Below are 16,864 nucleotides of genomic sequence, written 5' to 3' on the forward strand. Positions count from 1 at the left end.
CTTGGGGAGCGGGGTTTCGCGCTAGCATCCGTCCGTGAGCCCGTCCGACGATTCCTCCCTGAACGACGCTCTGGCGCTGCAGCCCGCGCTGGAGCCCCAGCTCGATGCCCTGGCCGACTGGCGCCTGGCGCTGGAACGCGAACTGGTGGGGCTGGAGGCCTTCCTCGCCCAGAGCGATCTGCTCTCGCCATCGGCGGCCAGTGCCAGCCACGCGGTGCGCCACCGCCTGGCCACCGACAAGCTGGTCGTGGCCTTCGTGGCCGAGTTCTCCCGCGGCAAGAGCGAGCTGATCAACGCGATCTTCTTCGCCGACGCGGGCCGTCGCATCCTGCCGGCCACGCCGGGGCGCACCACGATGTGCCCGGTCGAGCTGTCCTGGGACCCGGCCGAGCTGCCCACCCTGGACCTGCTGCCCATCGAGACCCGCCGGCAGGACAAGACCCTGGCCGAGTGGTCGGTGCAGCGCGACCGCTGGTACCGCATCCCGCTGGATCCGTCCGACCCCGACGGGCTGGCCATCTCGCTGCAGCAGGTCACCCAGACCCGCAGCGTCTCGCGCGAGGACGCGCAGCGCCTGGGCCTGTGGTCCGAGGAGCACCCGCAGGACAACCCGCCGACGCTGCCCGACGGTCAGGTCGAGATCCCGGCCTGGCGCCACGCGGTCATCAACTACCCCCACCCGCTGCTGCAGCGTGGGTTGGTGGTCATCGACACGCCGGGCCTGAACGCCATCGGCACCGAACCCGAGCTGACCCTGGGCCTGCTGCCCAGCGCCCACGCGGCCCTGTTCGTGCTGGCCGCGGACACCGGCGTCACCCGCTCGGACCTGGACATCTGGAACGACCACCTGGGCGGGCAGGGCCTGTCCTGCTTCGTGGTGCTGAACAAGGTCGACACCCTGGCCGACCCGCTGGCCTCGCCCGAGGAGCAGCGGGCCGCCGTGGAGCGCCAGTGCGAAACCACGGCCCAGACCCTGGGCATCGTCCGCGACCGGGTGTTCCCCATCTCGGCCCGCCAGGCCCTGGCCGCACGGCTGCAGGGCGATGTGGAGGCACTGCAGGCCAGCGGCCTGCCCGCCCTGGAGGCGGCGTTGAACCTGCACCTGCTGCCGCAGCGCCAGCGCGTGCTGGCCAAGGCCGTGATCGGCGGCGTGCAGTCCATGCTGGAACACGCCACCCGCGCCCTGCGTGACCAGCGTCGCCAGAACGCCGAACAGATGCTGGAGCTGCGCGGTCTGCGCGGCAAGAGCGCCAGCCGTGTGGCCCAGATGCTCGACCGCGTGACGGCCGACACGGCGGAGTTCGAGCGCTGCACCGCCCGCCTCACCGCCCTGCGTGCGGTGCATGCGCGGCTGCAGCACAAGACCCTGAAGGCCCTGGACGCTGACCGCATCCGCGAGGCCATGGGTCAACTCGAAGCAGCCCTGGGCAGCGGCTGGCTGCATCTGCGTGCGCGCGGCGCCTTTGCCAAGATGTGCGCCGGCCTGCAGGCCCAGCTCGACACGGCGGCCTCGCTCAACGCCGAGGCCGCGCAGATGCTGCAGGCCCTGTTCAGCCAACTCAACGCCGAGTTCGGTTTCTCGCTGAACTTCACGCCGGCCCCCGACGTCAGCCGCTTCAAGAACGAGCTCAGCCTGATCGAGCGCAACTACGGGCGCTACTTCAACCTGTCCAGCGCGCTGCGCCTGAACTCCACCGTCTCGAGCGAGCAGTTCCACCGCATGCTGGTGTCCAAGCTGCGGGTGGTGTTCGAGAACGCCAGTGCCGAGATCGAGAGCTGGCACCAGAATGCCTCCGGCCAGGTGGACGGTCAATTCCGTGACCGTCGCCGGGGCTTCCGCCGTCGTCGCGAATCGCTGGAGCGCATCCAGCACGCCACCGGTGAGCTGGAAGCCCGGCTGTCCGAGGTGGAGACCCAGGACAACAAGCTGCTGGACCTGGCCGACCAGGCCCAGGCCATGGCCGCGCGCCTGCGCCAGCGTGCCGAGGCCGGCCCCGACTACCAGGACGAAGCCTTGAGCGACATGGGGGCCCTGGACCTGGATCTCAGCGAGGGCGAGTTCGTGCACAGCGACCAGGGCCTGTTCCGGCCTGGCGCTGCGGCGTGAGCCGGGACGACGCCGCGACGGCAGCCCTGGCCCGGCGCCTGATCGACTGGCAGCGTCAGCACGGCCGCCACACCCTGCCCTGGCAGCAGACCCGCGACCCTTACCGGGTCTGGCTCTCGGAGATCATGCTGCAGCAGACCCAGGTCAGCACGGTGCTGGGCTATTACGACCGCTTCCTGACCCGCTTTCCCGATGTGCAGGCCCTGGCCGCCGCGCCGCTGGACGAGGTGCTGGCCCTGTGGGCCGGGCTGGGCTATTACAGCCGCGCCCGCAACCTGCACCGCTGTGCCCAGGCCGTGGTGCAGGACTGGGGCGGGGCCTTTCCGTCCACCGCCGCGCAGCTGGCCACCCTGCCGGGCATCGGCCGCTCGACCTCGGCCGCGGTGGCCGCCTTCTGCTTCGGCGAGCGGGTGGCCATCCTGGACGGCAACGTCAAGCGCGTGCTCAGCCGGGTGCTGGGGTTCGGTGAGGACCTGGCCCAGACCGCGGCCGAGCGCCGGCTGTGGGACATCGCCGAGGCCCAGCTGCCACCGGCCGGCGAGGGCGTGGAGGCCTACACCCAGGGCCTGATGGACCTGGGCGCCACCGTCTGCACGCCGCGCCAGCCCAGCTGTCTGCTGTGCCCCTGGCAGGATCTGTGCGTGGCGCGGCGGGAAGGGCGGCCCGAGGCCTATCCGGTCAAGACCCGCAAGCTCAAGCGCGGCCGGCGCAGCCATGCGCTGCTGTGGCTCACGCAGGGCGATGCGGTGTTCCTGGTGCAGAAGCCGGCGACCGGCGTCTGGGCCGGTCTGTGGACCCTGCCCGAGTTCGACGATGTGGACAGCCTGCAGGCCTGGCTGGCCGAGGGGCCGGGCCCGGGCGAGGTGGGCGCCACCTTCACCCATGTGTTGACCCACCTGGACCTGGCGCTGACACCGGTGCGCCGTGCCTTGCCGGTGGATTCGCCGCTGGCCCAGGGGCCGCTGCTGCGCTGGCCGACGGGCCGCTGGGTGCCGCGGGCGGCGCTGGCCGAGCACGGCTTGCCGGCGCCGGTGCGCAAGCTGCTGGACGCCGGCCCGACCTGAAGTTCGGCGGCGCCGGGCGAGGCCTCAGCCCTGCAGCAGCTGCTTGTCCCGCAGGAAGCGGTCCACCAGGTCCATGCGGGCGGCCGGGTCGGTCAGTTCCATCAGCTTCTGCCGCGCCGCCAGCGGGATGGGCAGCAACTCGCACCAGCGGTTGGCCACCCAGGCGGTGTCGTCCAGGTGCATGGGCCCGCCGCTGTGGCCTTCTCGTGCCGCCAGCAGCGTCAGGGCCCGTGCCAGCGCCTGGGCGGCCGGCTGGTGGGCCGCGGCCAGCGGCAGGTGGGGGTCGTCGGGCAGCTGCTCGGCCTGCGTGGCCACCCACAGCCCGTTGGCCTGCTCGCTCAGCGTCGTCCAGCGAAAGCGCGCGCCGCCCAGGCACACCGCCTTGAGCACGCCGGGCTGGTCCGAGTCGGCGCTGAGCAGCCGGGCCAGCACGCCCACCGGCTCGAAGCGCACCGTCTGCCCGGCCTGCCGCACCTCGCTGCCCTGCTGCAGGCAGACCACGCCGAAGGGACGGTCGGCCACCAGGCAGCGGCTCATCAGATCCAGGTAGCGGGTTTCGAAGATGCGCAGCGACAGCCGGCCCAGCGGAAACAGCACGGACTGCAGGGGAAACAGCGGGAGATCGGTGAGGGTCATGGAAAGCCGTCCGGGCGGGCCGGCAGGTTCGGGGTTCGGCTCAGCTGCGGGCGTCGAGTTCCCGGTGGCGCTTGAGTGTGGGCAGGCGGGCCGCGAAGTGCTGGGCCAGTGTTTCGACGAAGTAGACCGAGCGGTGCTGGCCGCCGGTGCAGCCGATGGCCACGGTGAGGTAGCTGCGCTGGTCATTCTCGAAGGCGGGCAGCCAGCGCGAGAGAAAGCCCTCGATCTGGCCCAGCATCTCGCCCACCTCGGGCTGGGCCCGCAGGTAGTCGGCCACCGGGCCGTCGCGCCCGGTCAGCGGGCGCAGCTCGCGCAGGTAGAAGGGGTTGGGCAGCACCCGCACGTCGAACACCATGTCGGCGTCCAGCGGCACACCGTGCTTGAAGGCGAAGGACTGGAAGACCAGGGTGAGCTGGCTGCGCGAGGCGCCCACCAGGTCACGGATCCACAGGCGCAGCTGGGCCGGCCGCAGCTCGCTGGTGTCCATCACGGTGGAGCGCTCGCGCAGGGCGGCCAGCAGCTGGCGCTCCTGCTCGATGGCGTCCACCAGACGCTGGCGGTCGCTGCCCACGCCCGGGTGGGACAGCGGGTGCGGGCGTCGGGTTTCGGAAAAGCGCTTGACCAGGGCCTGGGTGCTGGCGTCCAGGAAGAGGCTGCGCACCTTCACGCCTTCGGCGGCCAGCTCGTCCAGCAGCGGCAGCAGGACCGGCAGCGAACTGGCGGTGCGCACGTCCACCGCCACCGCCAGGCGCTGCACGCCGTGGGCGGCTTCCACATGCACCAGCTCGCGCAGCAGTTCGGGGGGCAGGTTGTCCACGCAGAAGAAACCGGCGTCCTCCAGCGCATGCAGGGCCACCGACTTGCCCGAACCCGAGATGCCGGTGACCAGGGCCACCACGCGCTGCGGCCGCGCGGCAGACGGGGGTTCCGGCGGGCGGTTCGGGGGCAGGGCGGGGGTGTTCATCGCGCGGCCTTGGCGGTGCGGGCGGCTGGCTCGGCGGCCTGCTGGATCAGCTGCTGGGCATGGGCCAGGCTGGTGCCGCTGGCGCCGCCCAGCATGCGGGCCACCTCGGCCACGCGGGCCTCGCCCTCCACCGGCGTGACCTGGCTCTGGGTCTGGCCCTGGCGGGTGGCCTTGGCCACCACGAAGTGATGGTCGGCGCAGGCGGCCACCTGGGGCAGGTGGGTGACGGACAGCACCTGCACGCTCTGGCCCAGCTGCTTCATCAGCCGGCCCACCGCATCGGCCACGGTGCCGCCCACGCCGGAGTCGATCTCGTCGAAGATCAGCGTGCCGGGGTTGAGGGCGGTGGCCGGACCTCGGCCGCGCTGCTGCGCGGTGGTGACGGCGATGGCCAGGGCCAGGCGCGAGAGCTCACCACCCGAGGCCACCTTGGCCAGCGGGCGCGGGGCGCTGCCCGCATGGCCGGCCACCCCGAATTCCACGCTCTCCAGGCCGAAGCTCTGCGGGGCGTCCTGCGGCAGCAGGGCGACCTCGAAGCGGCCGCCGGCCATGCCCAGCTGCTGCATGGCCGTGCTGACCCGCTTGGACAGATCGGGCGCGGCCTTCTGGCGGGCTCGGCTGGCCTGCTCGGCCAGGCGGCGCCACTGCGCTTCGGCCCGGGCCACGGCTGCGCTCAGGGCGGCCACGTCGCTGGCAGCGTCCAGGGCGTCCAGCGCGGCCTGCCACTCGACGCGCAGGGCCGGCAGTTCTTCCGGCGGGCGACGGAAGCGCCGGGCCAGGCCCAGCCAGGCCGAGAGACGGGCGTCCAGCTCGGCCAGGCGGTCCGGGTCCAGCTCGGCCCGGGCCAGGTAGGTGTTGAGGCTGCGCGCGGCGTCGTCCACCTGGGCCTGGGCGCCTTGCAGGGCCTCCAGCACCGGCTGGATGCGGGGGTCGAAATCGGCCACAGCCTCCAGGCCGCTCAGGGCACGGCTGAGCTGGCGGCTGGCGCTGGTCTCGTCCTCGTCCAGGCACTGGGCGGCCAGCGCGGCCGCGTCCATCAGGGCCTGGCCGTGCGACAGGCGCTGGTGTTCGGCATTGAGCTCGGGCCACTCGTCGGCGCCGGGCGCCAGGCGGTCGATCTCGCCGATCTGCCACTGCAGGCGCTCGCGCTCGCTGGCCCGTTCGCCCTCCAGCGCATGCGCGGCGGCCAGGGCCTCGGTGGCAGCCCTCCAGTCGGCATGGGCCTGGGCCAGCGGGCGCGGGTCCACGCCGGCCTGTTCGTCCAGCAGGGCGCGCACGGCCGCGGGTCGGGTCAGGCCCTGCCAGGCGTGCTGGCCGTGGATGTCCACCAGGTGGTCGGCCACCTCGCGCAGCTGGGCGGCGGTGGCGGCGCTGCCGTTGATGAAGCCGCGGCTTTTGCCCTGGCTGTCGATGATGCGGCGCAGCAGCAGGGTGTCCTCGGCGGCGAAGCCGGCCTCCTCCAGCCAGGGGGCCAGGGAGGGCGGGGGATCGAATTCGGCGGTCACCTCGGCCCGGGCGGCGCCCTCACGCACCCAGTGGCTCTCGGCCCGGGCGCCCAGCACCAGCTGCAGCGCGTCGATCAGGATGGACTTGCCGGCGCCGGTCTCACCCGTGAGCACGGAAAAGCCGGCATGGAACGCCAGCTCCAGCTGGCTGACGATGACGAAGTCCTTCAGGGTCAGGTGCTTGAGCATGCGGCCCTCGGTCGCGGGTTCAGACCACCCCTTCGTACCAGCGCAGCTTGCGCCGGAGGGTGGCGTAGTAGCTCCAGCCACGCGGGTGCAGGAAGCGCATGGCCACCGGCGAGCGGCGCACGCGCACCTGGTCGCCCGGCAGCAGGCTGGTCAGGCTGTGCATGTCGAAGCTGGCGCTGGTGTCGCGGGCGGTGACGATGGTGATGCCCACCTCGGCCGAGTCGGGCAGCACGATGGGCCGGTTGGACAGGGTGTGCGGCGCGATGGGCAGCAGCACCCAGCCGCCGATGGACGGGTGCAGGATGGGGCCGCCGGCCGACAGGGCGTAGGCGGTGGAGCCGGTGGGCGAGGCGATGATCAGGCCATCGGCCCGCATGTTGGCGACGAACTCGCCGCCCACGTCCACCCGCAGCTCGACCATGCTGGTGGTGGCACCCCGGCCCACCACCACGTCGTTGACGGCCAGACCGTGGAAGATGCTGCGGCTGTCGCGCCAGACATCGCCTTCGATCAGGGCCCGGCGCTCTTCCTCGTAGTCGCCCTGCACGATGGGGCCCAGGGCCTCGGCCCAGTCGGTGGAGCGCACATCGGTGATGAAGCCCAGCCGGCCCTCGTTGATGCCCACCAGCGGGATGTTGCGCGGCGCCAGTTCGCGGGCGATGCCCAGCATGGTGCCGTCGCCGCCCACCACCACCGCGATGTCGCAGTGCGCGCCGATCTCGGCAGGGGTCAGGGCGCCGTAGTCGTGCCAGTCGATGTTCAGCGCCGTGTCCCGGTCCACCGACACCTCCAGCCCCTGCCGCACCAGGAAGGCGGCAATGCCCTCCAGCATCGGGCGAATGCCCTGGGCCTGGTATTTGCCGATGAGGGCGGCGTGACGGAACGGGGACGACATGGTGCCGAGAATTACACCACAGCCCCCTGTGACAAACCGGTGGCAGCGCGGGCATCTCCTTACAATGAAAGCCATGCTGGATGACCGTGCCCGATCGCTGTTGAACACCCTGGTCGAGCGCTACATCGCCGACGGCCAGCCGGTGGGTTCCCGCACCCTGTCCAAGGCCTCAGGGCTGGAGCTCTCGCCCGCCACCATCCGCAACGTGATGGCCGATCTGGAGGACATGGGCCTGATCGTCAGCCCGCACACCTCGGCCGGCCGCATCCCCACGCCCAAGGGCTACCGGCTCTTCGTGGACACCATGCTGACCGCCCAGCCGCAGATGCTGAGTGGTGGCGCCATGCCCGAGGCCCTGTCGGCCGTGCGCGAGCAACTGCAGCCGGACCAGCCCCAGCGCGTCATCGCCCAGGCGGCGCAGATGCTCTCCAGCCTGTCGAGCTTCGTCGGCGTGGTGACGGCGCCGCGCAAGACCAGCGTCTTCCGCCATCTGGAATTCCTGCGCCTGGGGGTCCAGCGCGTGCTGGTCATCATGGTGGCGCCCGATGGCGACGTGCAGAACCGCGTCATCTTCACCGCCCGCGACTATTCCGACAGCGAGTTGGTGGAAGCCACCAATGTGCTCAACGCCCACTACGCCAACCTCACGCTGGAGGAGGTGCGCGAGCGCCTGAAGGCCGAGGTGGACCAGCTGCGCGGCGAGATCGCGGTGCTGATGCAGGCGGCCGTGCAGGCCGGCACCGAGGCCCTGGCCGAGACCCAGGAGCAGGTGGTGGTCAGCGGCGAGCGCAACCTGCTGGGCGTGCAGGACTTCAGCGACCTGGGGTCGCTGCGCAAGCTCTTCGACATCTTCGAGCAGAAGACCGAGCTGATGCGCCTGCTGGACACCTCCAGCCGAGCCGAGGGCGTGCGCATCTACATCGGCGGCGAGAGCCGCGTGGTGCCCTTCGAGGAGCTCTCGGTCGTCTCCGCCCCCTACGAGGTCGACGGCCGGGTGGTGGGCACGCTGGGCGTCATCGGCCCCACCCGCATGGCCTACGACCGCATGATCCAGATCGTGGACATCACCTCCCGCCTGGTGGGCAGCGCGCTGTCGCAGCGCTGAGTCCGCCGCCTTCCCGCACGGGGACATGGTGCCCATCGGGGCACTGCAGGGCATGGTCGCATGCCCGGCGTCCTGCCGTGTCCGCCTTGGTGTAAATACCCTACCCCCCAGGGTTCAAGACAGTACATTCACATGGACTGATATTGAAGCGGGCCGCGCGCAACGGTCCCTGTCGTCCATGTCCACACCCTCGTCCTGTCCTGTCGCGCCCCGGCCGTTCTGGGGCCCCCTGCGAGCCGGCCTGTCCCTTGGGGCCGTGCTGCTGCTGACCTTCATGCTCACCGGCCACGGGCTGGGTGCCACCGGCTTCACCACCCGGCTCACGGCCTGGTTGGCCGGCGGCGTCGCCCCGGCGGCCACCCAGGCCAACAGCTACCTGGGGCCTCTGCTGGAAGACGGCCATCCGCTGAGCGCATGGATCACCTGGCAGGTGCTGGGCGTGGCGCTGGGTGCCCTGCTGGCGGCCTGGCGGGGCGGGCGCCTGCGCTGGCAGGTGGACGGGTCCCGCAGCCTGGGTGGCCCCCGGCGCCTGGCCATGGCCCTGCTGGGCGGCGTGGCCGCCGGCTGGGGCGCCCGCGTGTCGGCCGGCTGCACCAGCGGGCTGGGCCTGTCGGGTGCCGCCACCCTGGGTCTGGCGGCCTTCGCCTTCCTCGGGGCCTTCTTCGCCGCAGGGCTGATCGTCAGCCGGCTGGTGCGGGGGGTGCAGTGATGCTGGGCGCGCTTCCCGATCTGGCCTCCGGCCTGCTGTGCGGCCTGCTGTTCGGCTACGTGCTGGAGAGCGCCGGTTTCGGCAGTCCCTGCAAGCTCACGGCCCAGTTCCGCCTGTCGGACTGGTCGGTCTTCAAGGTCATGTTCACCGCCATCATCGTGGCGGCCCTGGGTCTGACCGCGCTGGAACAGCTGGGCTGGCTGGCGGCCGACGAGGTCTACGTGCCACCGTCCTACCTGGGTGCCGCGGCCATCGGCGGGGCCCTGGTGGGCGCCGGCTTTGCCGTGGGCGGCTACTGCCCCGGCACCTCGGTGGTGGGGCTGTTCTCCGGGCGGCTGGATGCCCTGGTCTTCCTGCTGGGCCTGCTGCTGGGCACCGTCGGTTTCGCCGGCACCTTCGACACCCTGGAGGCCTGGACCACCGCTGGCGAGACCCAGGCCGTCACCCTGCCCGAGGCCTTGCACCTGAACCCCTGGTGGGTCAACGCGGCCCTGGTGGCGGCCGGGGTGGCGGTGTTCTGGATCGGCGCGCGTTTCGAGCGCCGCCGCGGCGGGCCCGTCACCGCCGAGCAGGCCGTGGCCGGGGCGTCTGCCGATGTGTCCGCACCCTGATCGTCCCCTGAAGCCCTCTCGATCCTCCCATCCCCAATGAAAGGACTGTCCATGACCCGACGCAACCCCACCCGCGGCCGTGCTGCCGCGGCCGCCCTGGCCGCCGCCCTGGCCGGCGTGAGCGCCGCCCCGTCCGCCCTGGCGGCCGACGCCGCCGCCTCTGCGGCCAGCGCCGCCTCCAGCCCCAAGAAGGCCGAGAACCCCTGCGGGCCCAAGAAGAAGAAGGCCGCCAACCCCTGCGGGCCGTCCAACCCCTGCGGCCCGAAAAAGAAGAAGCCGTCCAGGGACTGAGGCCGCGGTCCGCCCATGTTGGTCGCCGTGGCGCATCCGGCCGCCCCGTCCGCTCCGGGTCGTGCCGTTCCATCTGTCCCGTCCGCCCCGTCCGCGCACTCGGCCCTCTTGCAGCACTGCGCGGCCACAGTGGTGGAGGTGCAGGCGCGCTATGCCCAGGCCTCGATCAGCCTGGCCGAGGCGGCGCTGGCCGGGGCCCGCCAGTTCGTCGAGTGGGCGCACCACCCCCGGCAGGACTGGGTCGATGCCCGGCATGGCACGCGGTTCTTCTATCACGCCCATGCGGCCGAGGAGCGGATGGCCGGCGAGCATGGCCACTTTCACCTCTTCGTGCCGGCCCGCATGCCCGGTGGCCCGGGCTTCAGCCATCTGGCGGGCCTGTCGCTGGATGCGCGGGGCCTGCCCCTGCGCTGGTTCACCACCAACCGCTGGGTGACCGGCGAGCAGTGGGCCGACGCGGACACGCTGGTGGCGGCGCTGCCGCGGCTGCAATGGCAGGCCCGCGGGCGCCTGGGGCCGGTGGGCCGCTGGCTGGGCGCCATGGTGCAGCTCCATGCCGATGAACTGACTCGCCTGCTGCGCGCCCGCGATGCGCGCCTGCAGGCCCTGGCCGCGGCCCAGCAGCGTTCGCCCGAGGCCCTGCGGGACGACCGCAGTCTGCACATCCTCACCCAATGTCCGATCGATCTGCTGGCCCGCCTGGCGGCCGTGGACGCGGACGCCTGACCCAAGGAGACACCCCATGAAACCCCTTTTCCATGCCGCGGCCGCCCTGGCCCTGGTCTGCGCGGGCCTGTCCGCGCGCGCCGTCGAGCTGCCCGGTCCCGTGGTCGATGCCGCCTGGCTGGCCGGCCATCTGAACGAGGTGCAGGTGGTGGAGGTGCGCAGCGACGTCGCCTCCTTCGGCCGCGAACCGGTGTTCGAGACCGACAAGAAGAGCGGCAAGAAGGTGCTCAGCGAAGTCGGCGGCCACCTGCCCGGCGCGCGGCTGGTGGACTTCAAGGTGGTGCGGACCGAGCGCCAGGTCGGTGACCGCAAGATCAAGTACCTGATTCCCGAGCAGGCCGACTTCCAGGCCCGCATGCAGGCCGCTGGTGTGATGGCCAACCAGCCCATCGTGTTGGTGCCGGTGGGTCAGGACATCGCCGAGATCGACGAGGCCCTGCGCCTGTACTGGAGCTTCAAGGTCTATGGCGAAGACAAGGTGGCCGTGCTCGACGGCGGGGCGGCCGGCTGGCTGGCCGATGGCCACGGCGTGAGCACCACGCCGGTGGCGGCCGCGCTGGGCACCTGGAAGGCCGGCACTCCTCGGCCCCAGCTGGTGGCCAGCTCCGACGACGTGGCCGGCGCCGCCACCGCCGGCGTGCAGCTGGTCGATGGCCGGCCGCTGCCCCAGTACCACGGCCTGAGCAAGCGCGACTTCGTCGGTGGCTACGGCCATGTGGCGGGCGCCCAGGTGCTGGCGCCCGAACTGCTGACCCGCGCGGCCAACGGCGCCCTGTACTTCCTGCCCGCCAAGACCTACGAGGCCCTGCTCAAGGCCAGCGGCGTGGACCCGGCCAAGCCCGCCATCAGCTACTGCAACAGCGGCCACCTGGCCGCCGGCCCCTGGTTCGTCATGAGCGAGATCGTGGGCAACAAGTCCACCCGCCTGTACGACGGCTCCCTCTACCTGTGGACGCTGGAGCAGCGCCCGCTGGTGAGCGTGCAGTGAGGCCGGACCGGGGCAGGGGGCGGCACTAGAATCCCGCCCCGGTACGGGCCGTTAGCTCAGTCGGTCAGAGCAGAGGACTCATAATCCTTTGGTCCGGGGTTCGAGCCCCCGACGGCCTACCAATCCTCTCCACGCGAGGTGCTCCGCGACAGCGGGGCACCTCGCTGTCGTTTCAGCCTGCCCCAACGGTGCGGGCGCCCCAGAGATGTCCCGCCTCCTGTCCTCGTCCCTGCTGCCGCTGCTGGCCATCCTGGGCTCGGTCACGTTCCTGGGCCTGGGCACGTCCTGGGCCAAGCACACGCTGTTTCCGCTGGTGGGGGCGCCGGGCACCACGGCCGTGCGGGTGGGCTTCTCGGCCTTGCTGCTCTTGCTGATCTGGCGGCCCTGGCGCTGGCGCCTGGCGCGCGCCGAGTGGAAGGCGCTCGTGGCCTATGGCGTGACGCTGGGGCTGATGAACCTGACCTTCTACCAGTCGCTGCGCAGCATTCCCTTCGGTGTGGCGGTGGCCATCGAGTTCGCCGGGCCGCTGACGGTGGCACTGCTGGGCTCGCGCCGCCTGCCGGACTTCATCTGGCTGCTGCTGGCCATCGCGGGCCTGGGCCTGCTGCTGCCGCTGGGCCACGGGGTCAGCACGCTGGACCCGGTGGGGGTGGGCTGGGCCGGGGTGGCCGCCGTGTGCTGGGCGCTCTACATCCTGTTCGGCAAGCGGGTGGGACATCTGCACGCCGGGCAGTCGGTGGCCATCGGCCTGACGGTGGCCGCGCTGACGGTGGTGCCGGTGGGCGTGGCCCAGGCCGGAGCGTCCCTGTTGTCGCCGGTGGTGCTGGGGGTGGGGCTGTGCGTGGCGGCCATCTCCAGCGCGGTGCCCATCTCGCTGGAGATGGTGGCCCTCAAGCGTCTGCCGCCCCAGGCCTTCGGCATCATGATCAGCATGGAGCCGGCGGTGGCCGCGCTGCTGGCGCTGGGCCTGCTGGACGAGCGCCTGAGCCCGGGGCAGTGGCTGGCCATCGGGCTGATCGTGTCGGCCTCCGTTGGCAGCGCGCTGACGGCCCGCCGCAGCAGCGCTCCGCCCGAGACGGCCCTGCCGGCCTGAGCGCCGCCGCGCTAAGCTCGCGGCATGCCGATCGACACCGCACCGTTTCGCGTGCCGCCCGCCAAGGCGGTGGACCTGGGACGCTGGCCCACGCGGGTCAAGCCCCTGTATGCCGACAAGGCGGACTACCAGCAGCAGCTGGGCAAGCATGTGGCCCGGCTGGCCGAGCGGCAGAACCTGCTCTACGCGCACGACCGCTACGCCCTGCTGCTGATCTTCCAGGCCATGGACGCGGCGGGCAAGGACGGGGTCATCAAGCACGTGATGTCCGGCGTCAACCCGCAGGGCTGCCAGGTCACCAGCTTCAAGCACCCCAGCGCGCAGGAGCTGGACCACGACTTCCTCTGGCGCAGCACCCAGTGGCTGCCCGAGCGGGGCCGCATCGGCATCTTCAACCGCTCCTACTACGAGGAGGTGCTGATCGTGAAGGTGCACCCCGAGGTGCTGGCCGGCGAGAACCTGCCGGACAAGACGCGCGAGAACTCGCATCTCTGGCAGCACCGCTACGAGTCGATCAACGACCTGGAGCAGCACCTGCACCGCAACGGCACCCGCATCCTGAAGTTCTTCCTGCACCTGTCGAAGGAGGAGCAGCGTCAGCGCTTCCTGGCCCGGCTGGACGACCCCGAGAAGAACTGGAAGTTCTGCATGGCCGACATCCAGGAACGCGAACGCTGGGACGACTACCAGCGCGCCTACGAAGACGCGCTGAGCGCCACCAGCACGGCCCATGCGCCCTGGTACGTGGTGCCGGCCGACGACAAGCAGAACGCGCGCCTCATCGTCTCCCAGGTCATCGTGGAGGCGCTGGACGCGCTGGACATGCACTACCCGGCCTCGACGCTGAGCGCCGAGCAGTTGCAGGACGTGCGCCGCCGGCTGGCGAAGTGAGGGCGGTCAGATCTCGCTGATCACGGCCTCGGCCGGCAGGCGCGACTTGGGCAGCCTGGCGTTGAAGTCCTCGTCGCTGCGGTGGCCCAGGGCCACCAGCACCACGGCCGTGAGCCCACGCGCGTCCAGGCCCAGCGCGGCATTCACCGCGGCCGCGTCGAAGCCCTCCATCGGGCAGGCGTCCAGGCCCAGCGTGGCCGCACCCAGCAGCAGCTCGCCCAGGGCCAGGTAGACCTGCTTCTGGGCCCAGACGGCGGTGTCGCCCAGTTCGCGGTGCAGCTTCACATAGCCGCCACGGCTGTTGGCCTGGCCGGCCTTGGCCTCGGGCGTGGCAAAGCGGCCATCGGCGGCCTCCTGCTCCAGCAAGGCGCTCAGGTGGGCGTCGTCCAGGTCGGTGCGGGCGCACAGCACCACCACGTGCGAGGCCTTCATCACCTTGGGCGTGTTGTAGGCGAAGGGCCCTTGCGTGCCCTGGGCCACCTTGGCCTTGCCTGCCTCGCTGCTGGCGATCACGAAATGCCAGGGCTGCGAGTTGACCGAGGAGGGCGCGTAGCGCAGCAGGGTACGCAGCTGGTCCATCGTCTCGGCCGGGATGGTGCGGCTGGGGTCGAAGGCCTTGCTGGTGTGGCGGCGGCGGGCGATCTCGGACAGGTTGACGGCAGTGCTCATGCAGAACTCCTCAGGACAATTTCCCCTATCTTGACTCTGCGACGGACGAAGATAAACATGCTCTGTCGAGAATATTTTTCGGGAATCCGTTGAAGATCAACCGACTGGACGACCTGCAGGTCTTCGTGGCGGCCGCCGAGGCCGGCAGCTTCACCGATGTGGCGCGCCACCTGCACCTGACGCCCGCGGCCGTCAGCGCCGTCGTCAAGCGCCTGGAGCAGGCCCTGGGCACGCGGCTGTTCGAGCGCTCCACGCGCCATGTGCGGCTGTCCGAGGCCGGTGAGCGCCTGCTGGCCCCGGCCCGCCAGGCCCTGCAGGCGCTGGCCCAGTGCGAAGGCGCGCTGCAGGACGCCAACGACCCGGCCGGGCGCCTGGCCGGCCCCTTGCGCATGGCCCTGCCCAGCGACCTGGGCCGCCACCAGCTGCTGGGCTGGCTGGCCGAGTTCCTGGCCGACGACGAGGCCGTGTCGCTGGAGCTGCGGGTCAGCGACCGCCTGTCCCACCTGCTGGAGCAGCCGGTGGACCTGGCGGTGCGCTACGGTGAGCCGGACGACTCCGGCTTCATCGCCCTGCCGCTGGCGCCGCGCAACGCCCGGGTGCTGGTGGCCTCGCCGGCCTACCTGGCCCGGCACGGCGCGCCGCAGACGCCGGCCGAGCTGCGCCGCCACAACTGCCTGCGCTTCGTGCTGGGCGAAGCGCTCTACAGCCGCTGGCGGCTGGAGGGCGCGGCCGCGGCCCAGACGGTGGAGGTGCGCGGGCGCCACCAGGCCGACGACGGCGCGGTAGTGCGCCAGTGGGCGGTGCAGGGCCTGGGCATTGCCTACAAGAGCGCACTGGACGTGGCCGACGACCTGGCCGCGGGCCGTCTGGTGCGCCTGCTGCCGGGCTGGAGCGAGCCCGCACCGCTGAACCTGGTGGTGGTGAGCCGCCAGCAGCTCACGCCGGGCCTGCGCCGTCTGGCGGCCTTCCTGGCCCGCCGCTGCCAGGCCCTGCTGGCGCCGCTGCCGGAATGCCGGCAGACGCCGGAGGACGGGGGCTGAGGGGCCGGCTCAGGCCGCCTCGGCCACCGGCAGCTCCACCGTGAATTCGGCGCCGCCCCCGGCGGCCGGCGCCAGGCTGAGGTGGCCGCCGTGCTGGTCGATCAGGCCGTAGCTGATCGACAGGCCCAGCCCCGTGCCCTTGCCCACCGGCTTGGTGGTGAAGAAGGGGTCGAACACGCGGGCCACATGCTCGGGCGCGATGCCCGGGCCGTTGTCGGCAAAGCGCAGCCGCAGCTTGCCGCCCGGGCGCTCCGGGGGCTCCAGCGTGATCCGCAGCCGGCCCTCGGGCCGTCCCGCGCAGGCATCGGCCGCGTTCTGGATCAGGTTGAGCATCACCTGCAGCAGCTGGCCGGCGCTGCCCAGCACCTGCACCGGCGCGGCCGGCGGGGTCCAGTCGATGCGGAAGTCCGGCGCCGCGCCCTTGCGCACCCAGTGGATGGCCTGCTCCACCACCTGGCCCAGGTCCACCGGGCCGCGCTCCATCCGGTCGATCACCGAGAAGCGCTTGAGCGCGTTGACGATGTCGGCCGTGCGGTGCGCGCCCTCGGTCATGCCGTCGATCACCGAGGGCAGGTCGGCCAGCGCGGCGTCGATGCGCAGGCGCTGACGCAGCGCGGCCAGCTCGGGCGGCAGCGGGCCCGCGTGCACCGCGCCCAGGTACTGCTCCAGCCGGTCGGCGTACTTGCGCAGCGCGCTCACATTGCCCAGCAGGAAGCTGATCGGGTTGTTCAGCTCGTGCGCCACCCCGGCCACCAGCCGGCCCAGCGAGGCCATCTTCTCGCTGTGCAGCAGCTGGGCCTGGGTGCGTTTGAGCGCCTCGTGGGCCTCCTGCAGGGCGCGGTAGGCGCGCTTGAGCTCCCCCAGCGGCCGCCCCACGCAGACATGGCCGATCACCCGGCCCTGGTGGTCCAGCCGCGGTGTGCAGTTGAAGTCCACCGGCACGGGCTGGCCCATCGCGTCGGCCAGCGCCACCTCCACCACCGCGCCGTCGCGCCGGGTCTGGCTCTGGGCCAGGGCCTCGCGCATGCGGCGGGCGTCCTCGCCCTGCGCGCCGCCCATCATCAGCGCGGCCGCGGGGGTGCCGCGCAGCACGGCGTCGGGCCGGCCCACCAGCGCGCACAGCGCGGCATTGGTCTCCTCGATCAGCCCCTGCTGGTCGCAGGCCAGCAGCACGTCGCTCATGGCCGTCAGCAGGCTGAGGATGAACTGCTGCGTGCGCTCCAGCTCGGCGTTCTTCTCCTCGCGCGCGGCCTCGTCGGCCAGCAGCTGGGCATAGACCTCGTCCATCTTGTGGATCACGTCCACCCAGGTGGATTCGTCCACGCCTTCCAGCGGCAGGGTGCGCAGGTCGGGGTGCGGGGACGGCAGGCGGTCGCTCATG

The 16,864-nt window shown here is 72.0% G+C and carries 17 protein-coding genes and 1 tRNA gene; 12 read left to right on the top strand and 6 right to left on the bottom strand.

Features of this window, described 5'->3' with window-relative positions; all coding sequences use genetic code 11:
- Positions 1 to 34: 34 nt before the first annotated feature.
- Both LRM40_RS04180 and mutY read left to right on the top strand, forming a co-directional pair.
- Entirely contained in the window at positions 35 to 2,107 is a 2,073-nt protein-coding gene (locus LRM40_RS04180) for a dynamin family protein (protein ID WP_151125484.1), read from the top strand.
- Positions 2,104 to 3,171, top strand: coding sequence for an A/G-specific adenine glycosylase (mutY, locus tag LRM40_RS04185; protein ID WP_151125483.1), 1,068 nt, complete (start codon positions 2,104 to 2,106; stop codon positions 3,169 to 3,171). The genes LRM40_RS04180 and mutY overlap by 4 nt, the downstream gene beginning before the upstream one ends.
- Before the next feature lie 24 nt (positions 3,172 to 3,195).
- Here mutY and LRM40_RS04190 read toward each other — a convergent pair whose 3' ends face one another.
- The 4 genes from LRM40_RS04190 to LRM40_RS04205 are packed head-to-tail and all read right to left on the bottom strand — an operon-like array spanning position 3,196 to position 7,360.
- Positions 3,196 to 3,807 carry an LON peptidase substrate-binding domain-containing protein gene (locus LRM40_RS04190; RefSeq protein WP_151125482.1) on the bottom strand — a complete coding sequence of 204 codons (612 nt, stop codon included), beginning with the start codon at positions 3,805 to 3,807 and terminating at the stop codon, positions 3,196 to 3,198.
- Between the two features lie 40 nt (positions 3,808 to 3,847).
- Positions 3,848 to 4,771 (bottom strand): RNase adapter RapZ, encoded by a 924-nt coding sequence (gene rapZ, locus LRM40_RS04195; protein WP_151125481.1) that lies wholly within the window; start codon positions 4,769 to 4,771, stop codon positions 3,848 to 3,850.
- On the bottom strand, positions 4,768 to 6,465 hold the full coding sequence (gene recN, locus LRM40_RS04200) for a DNA repair protein RecN (RefSeq protein ID WP_151125480.1): 1,698 nt from the start codon (positions 6,463 to 6,465) through the stop codon (positions 4,768 to 4,770). The genes rapZ and recN overlap by 4 nt, the downstream gene beginning before the upstream one ends.
- A gap of 19 nt (positions 6,466 to 6,484) precedes the next feature.
- Positions 6,485 to 7,360: an NAD kinase gene (locus LRM40_RS04205; RefSeq protein WP_151125479.1), complete on the bottom strand. Its 876-nt coding sequence runs from the start codon at positions 7,358 to 7,360 to the stop codon at positions 6,485 to 6,487.
- Positions 7,361 to 7,433: 73 nt separating this feature from the next.
- On the opposite strand from LRM40_RS04205, the gene hrcA reads away from it, so the two are divergent.
- The 9 genes from hrcA to LRM40_RS04250 all read left to right on the top strand — a co-directional run bounded on the left by hrcA (position 7,434) and on the right by LRM40_RS04250 (position 13,774).
- Positions 7,434 to 8,465: a heat-inducible transcriptional repressor HrcA gene (gene hrcA, locus LRM40_RS04210; RefSeq protein ID WP_151125478.1), complete on the top strand. Its 1,032-nt coding sequence runs from the start codon at positions 7,434 to 7,436 to the stop codon at positions 8,463 to 8,465.
- Between the two features lie 178 nt (positions 8,466 to 8,643).
- Entirely contained in the window at positions 8,644 to 9,174 is a 531-nt protein-coding gene (locus tag LRM40_RS04215; protein WP_151125477.1) for a YeeE/YedE thiosulfate transporter family protein, read from the top strand.
- Positions 9,174 to 9,785: a DUF6691 family protein gene (locus LRM40_RS04220; RefSeq protein WP_151125476.1), complete on the top strand. Its 612-nt coding sequence runs from the start codon at positions 9,174 to 9,176 to the stop codon at positions 9,783 to 9,785. Before LRM40_RS04215 ends, LRM40_RS04220 begins: the two co-directional genes overlap by 1 nt.
- Positions 9,786 to 9,836: 51 nt before the next feature.
- Entirely contained in the window at positions 9,837 to 10,076 is a 240-nt protein-coding gene (locus tag LRM40_RS04225; protein WP_151125475.1) for a hypothetical protein, read from the top strand.
- Positions 10,077 to 10,184: 108 nt separating this feature from the next.
- The gene (locus LRM40_RS04230; protein ID WP_231067718.1) at positions 10,185 to 10,802 is read left to right on the top strand and encodes a DUF6969 family protein; all 618 of its coding nucleotides are present in this window, start codon (positions 10,185 to 10,187) and stop codon (positions 10,800 to 10,802) included.
- 16 nt (positions 10,803 to 10,818) lie between these two features.
- The gene (locus tag LRM40_RS04235) at positions 10,819 to 11,790 is read left to right on the top strand and encodes a sulfurtransferase (RefSeq protein ID WP_170288947.1); all 972 of its coding nucleotides are present in this window, start codon (positions 10,819 to 10,821) and stop codon (positions 11,788 to 11,790) included.
- A gap of 45 nt (positions 11,791 to 11,835) precedes the next feature.
- Positions 11,836 to 11,912: transfer RNA gene (locus tag LRM40_RS04240), tRNA-Ile, on the top strand.
- 83 nt (positions 11,913 to 11,995) lie between these two features.
- Positions 11,996 to 12,883: an EamA family transporter gene (locus LRM40_RS04245; protein ID WP_151125473.1), complete on the top strand. Its 888-nt coding sequence runs from the start codon at positions 11,996 to 11,998 to the stop codon at positions 12,881 to 12,883.
- Between the two features lie 24 nt (positions 12,884 to 12,907).
- Positions 12,908 to 13,774 carry an ADP-polyphosphate phosphotransferase gene (locus LRM40_RS04250; RefSeq protein WP_151125472.1) on the top strand — a complete coding sequence of 289 codons (867 nt, stop codon included), beginning with the start codon at positions 12,908 to 12,910 and terminating at the stop codon, positions 13,772 to 13,774.
- A 6-nt stretch (positions 13,775 to 13,780) separates the two neighbouring features.
- Here the strand turns inward: LRM40_RS04250 and nfsB are convergent, their stop codons facing one another.
- Positions 13,781 to 14,443: an oxygen-insensitive NAD(P)H nitroreductase gene (gene nfsB, locus LRM40_RS04255; protein ID WP_151125471.1), complete on the bottom strand. Its 663-nt coding sequence runs from the start codon at positions 14,441 to 14,443 to the stop codon at positions 13,781 to 13,783.
- Positions 14,444 to 14,532: 89 nt separating this feature from the next.
- Between nfsB and LRM40_RS04260 the strand changes: the two genes are divergently transcribed.
- The gene (locus LRM40_RS04260; protein ID WP_310734172.1) at positions 14,533 to 15,483 is read left to right on the top strand and encodes a LysR family transcriptional regulator; all 951 of its coding nucleotides are present in this window, start codon (positions 14,533 to 14,535) and stop codon (positions 15,481 to 15,483) included.
- Between the two features lie 9 nt (positions 15,484 to 15,492).
- Here LRM40_RS04260 and LRM40_RS04265 read toward each other — a convergent pair whose 3' ends face one another.
- On the bottom strand, positions 15,493 to 16,863 hold the full coding sequence (locus LRM40_RS04265) for a sensor histidine kinase (RefSeq protein ID WP_151125470.1): 1,371 nt from the start codon (positions 16,861 to 16,863) through the stop codon (positions 15,493 to 15,495).
- Position 16,864 lies beyond the last annotated feature (1 nt).

It is taken from the genome of Ideonella dechloratans (genome assembly GCF_021049305.1).
Lineage (GTDB): Bacteria > Pseudomonadota > Gammaproteobacteria > Burkholderiales > Burkholderiaceae_C > Ideonella > Ideonella dechloratans.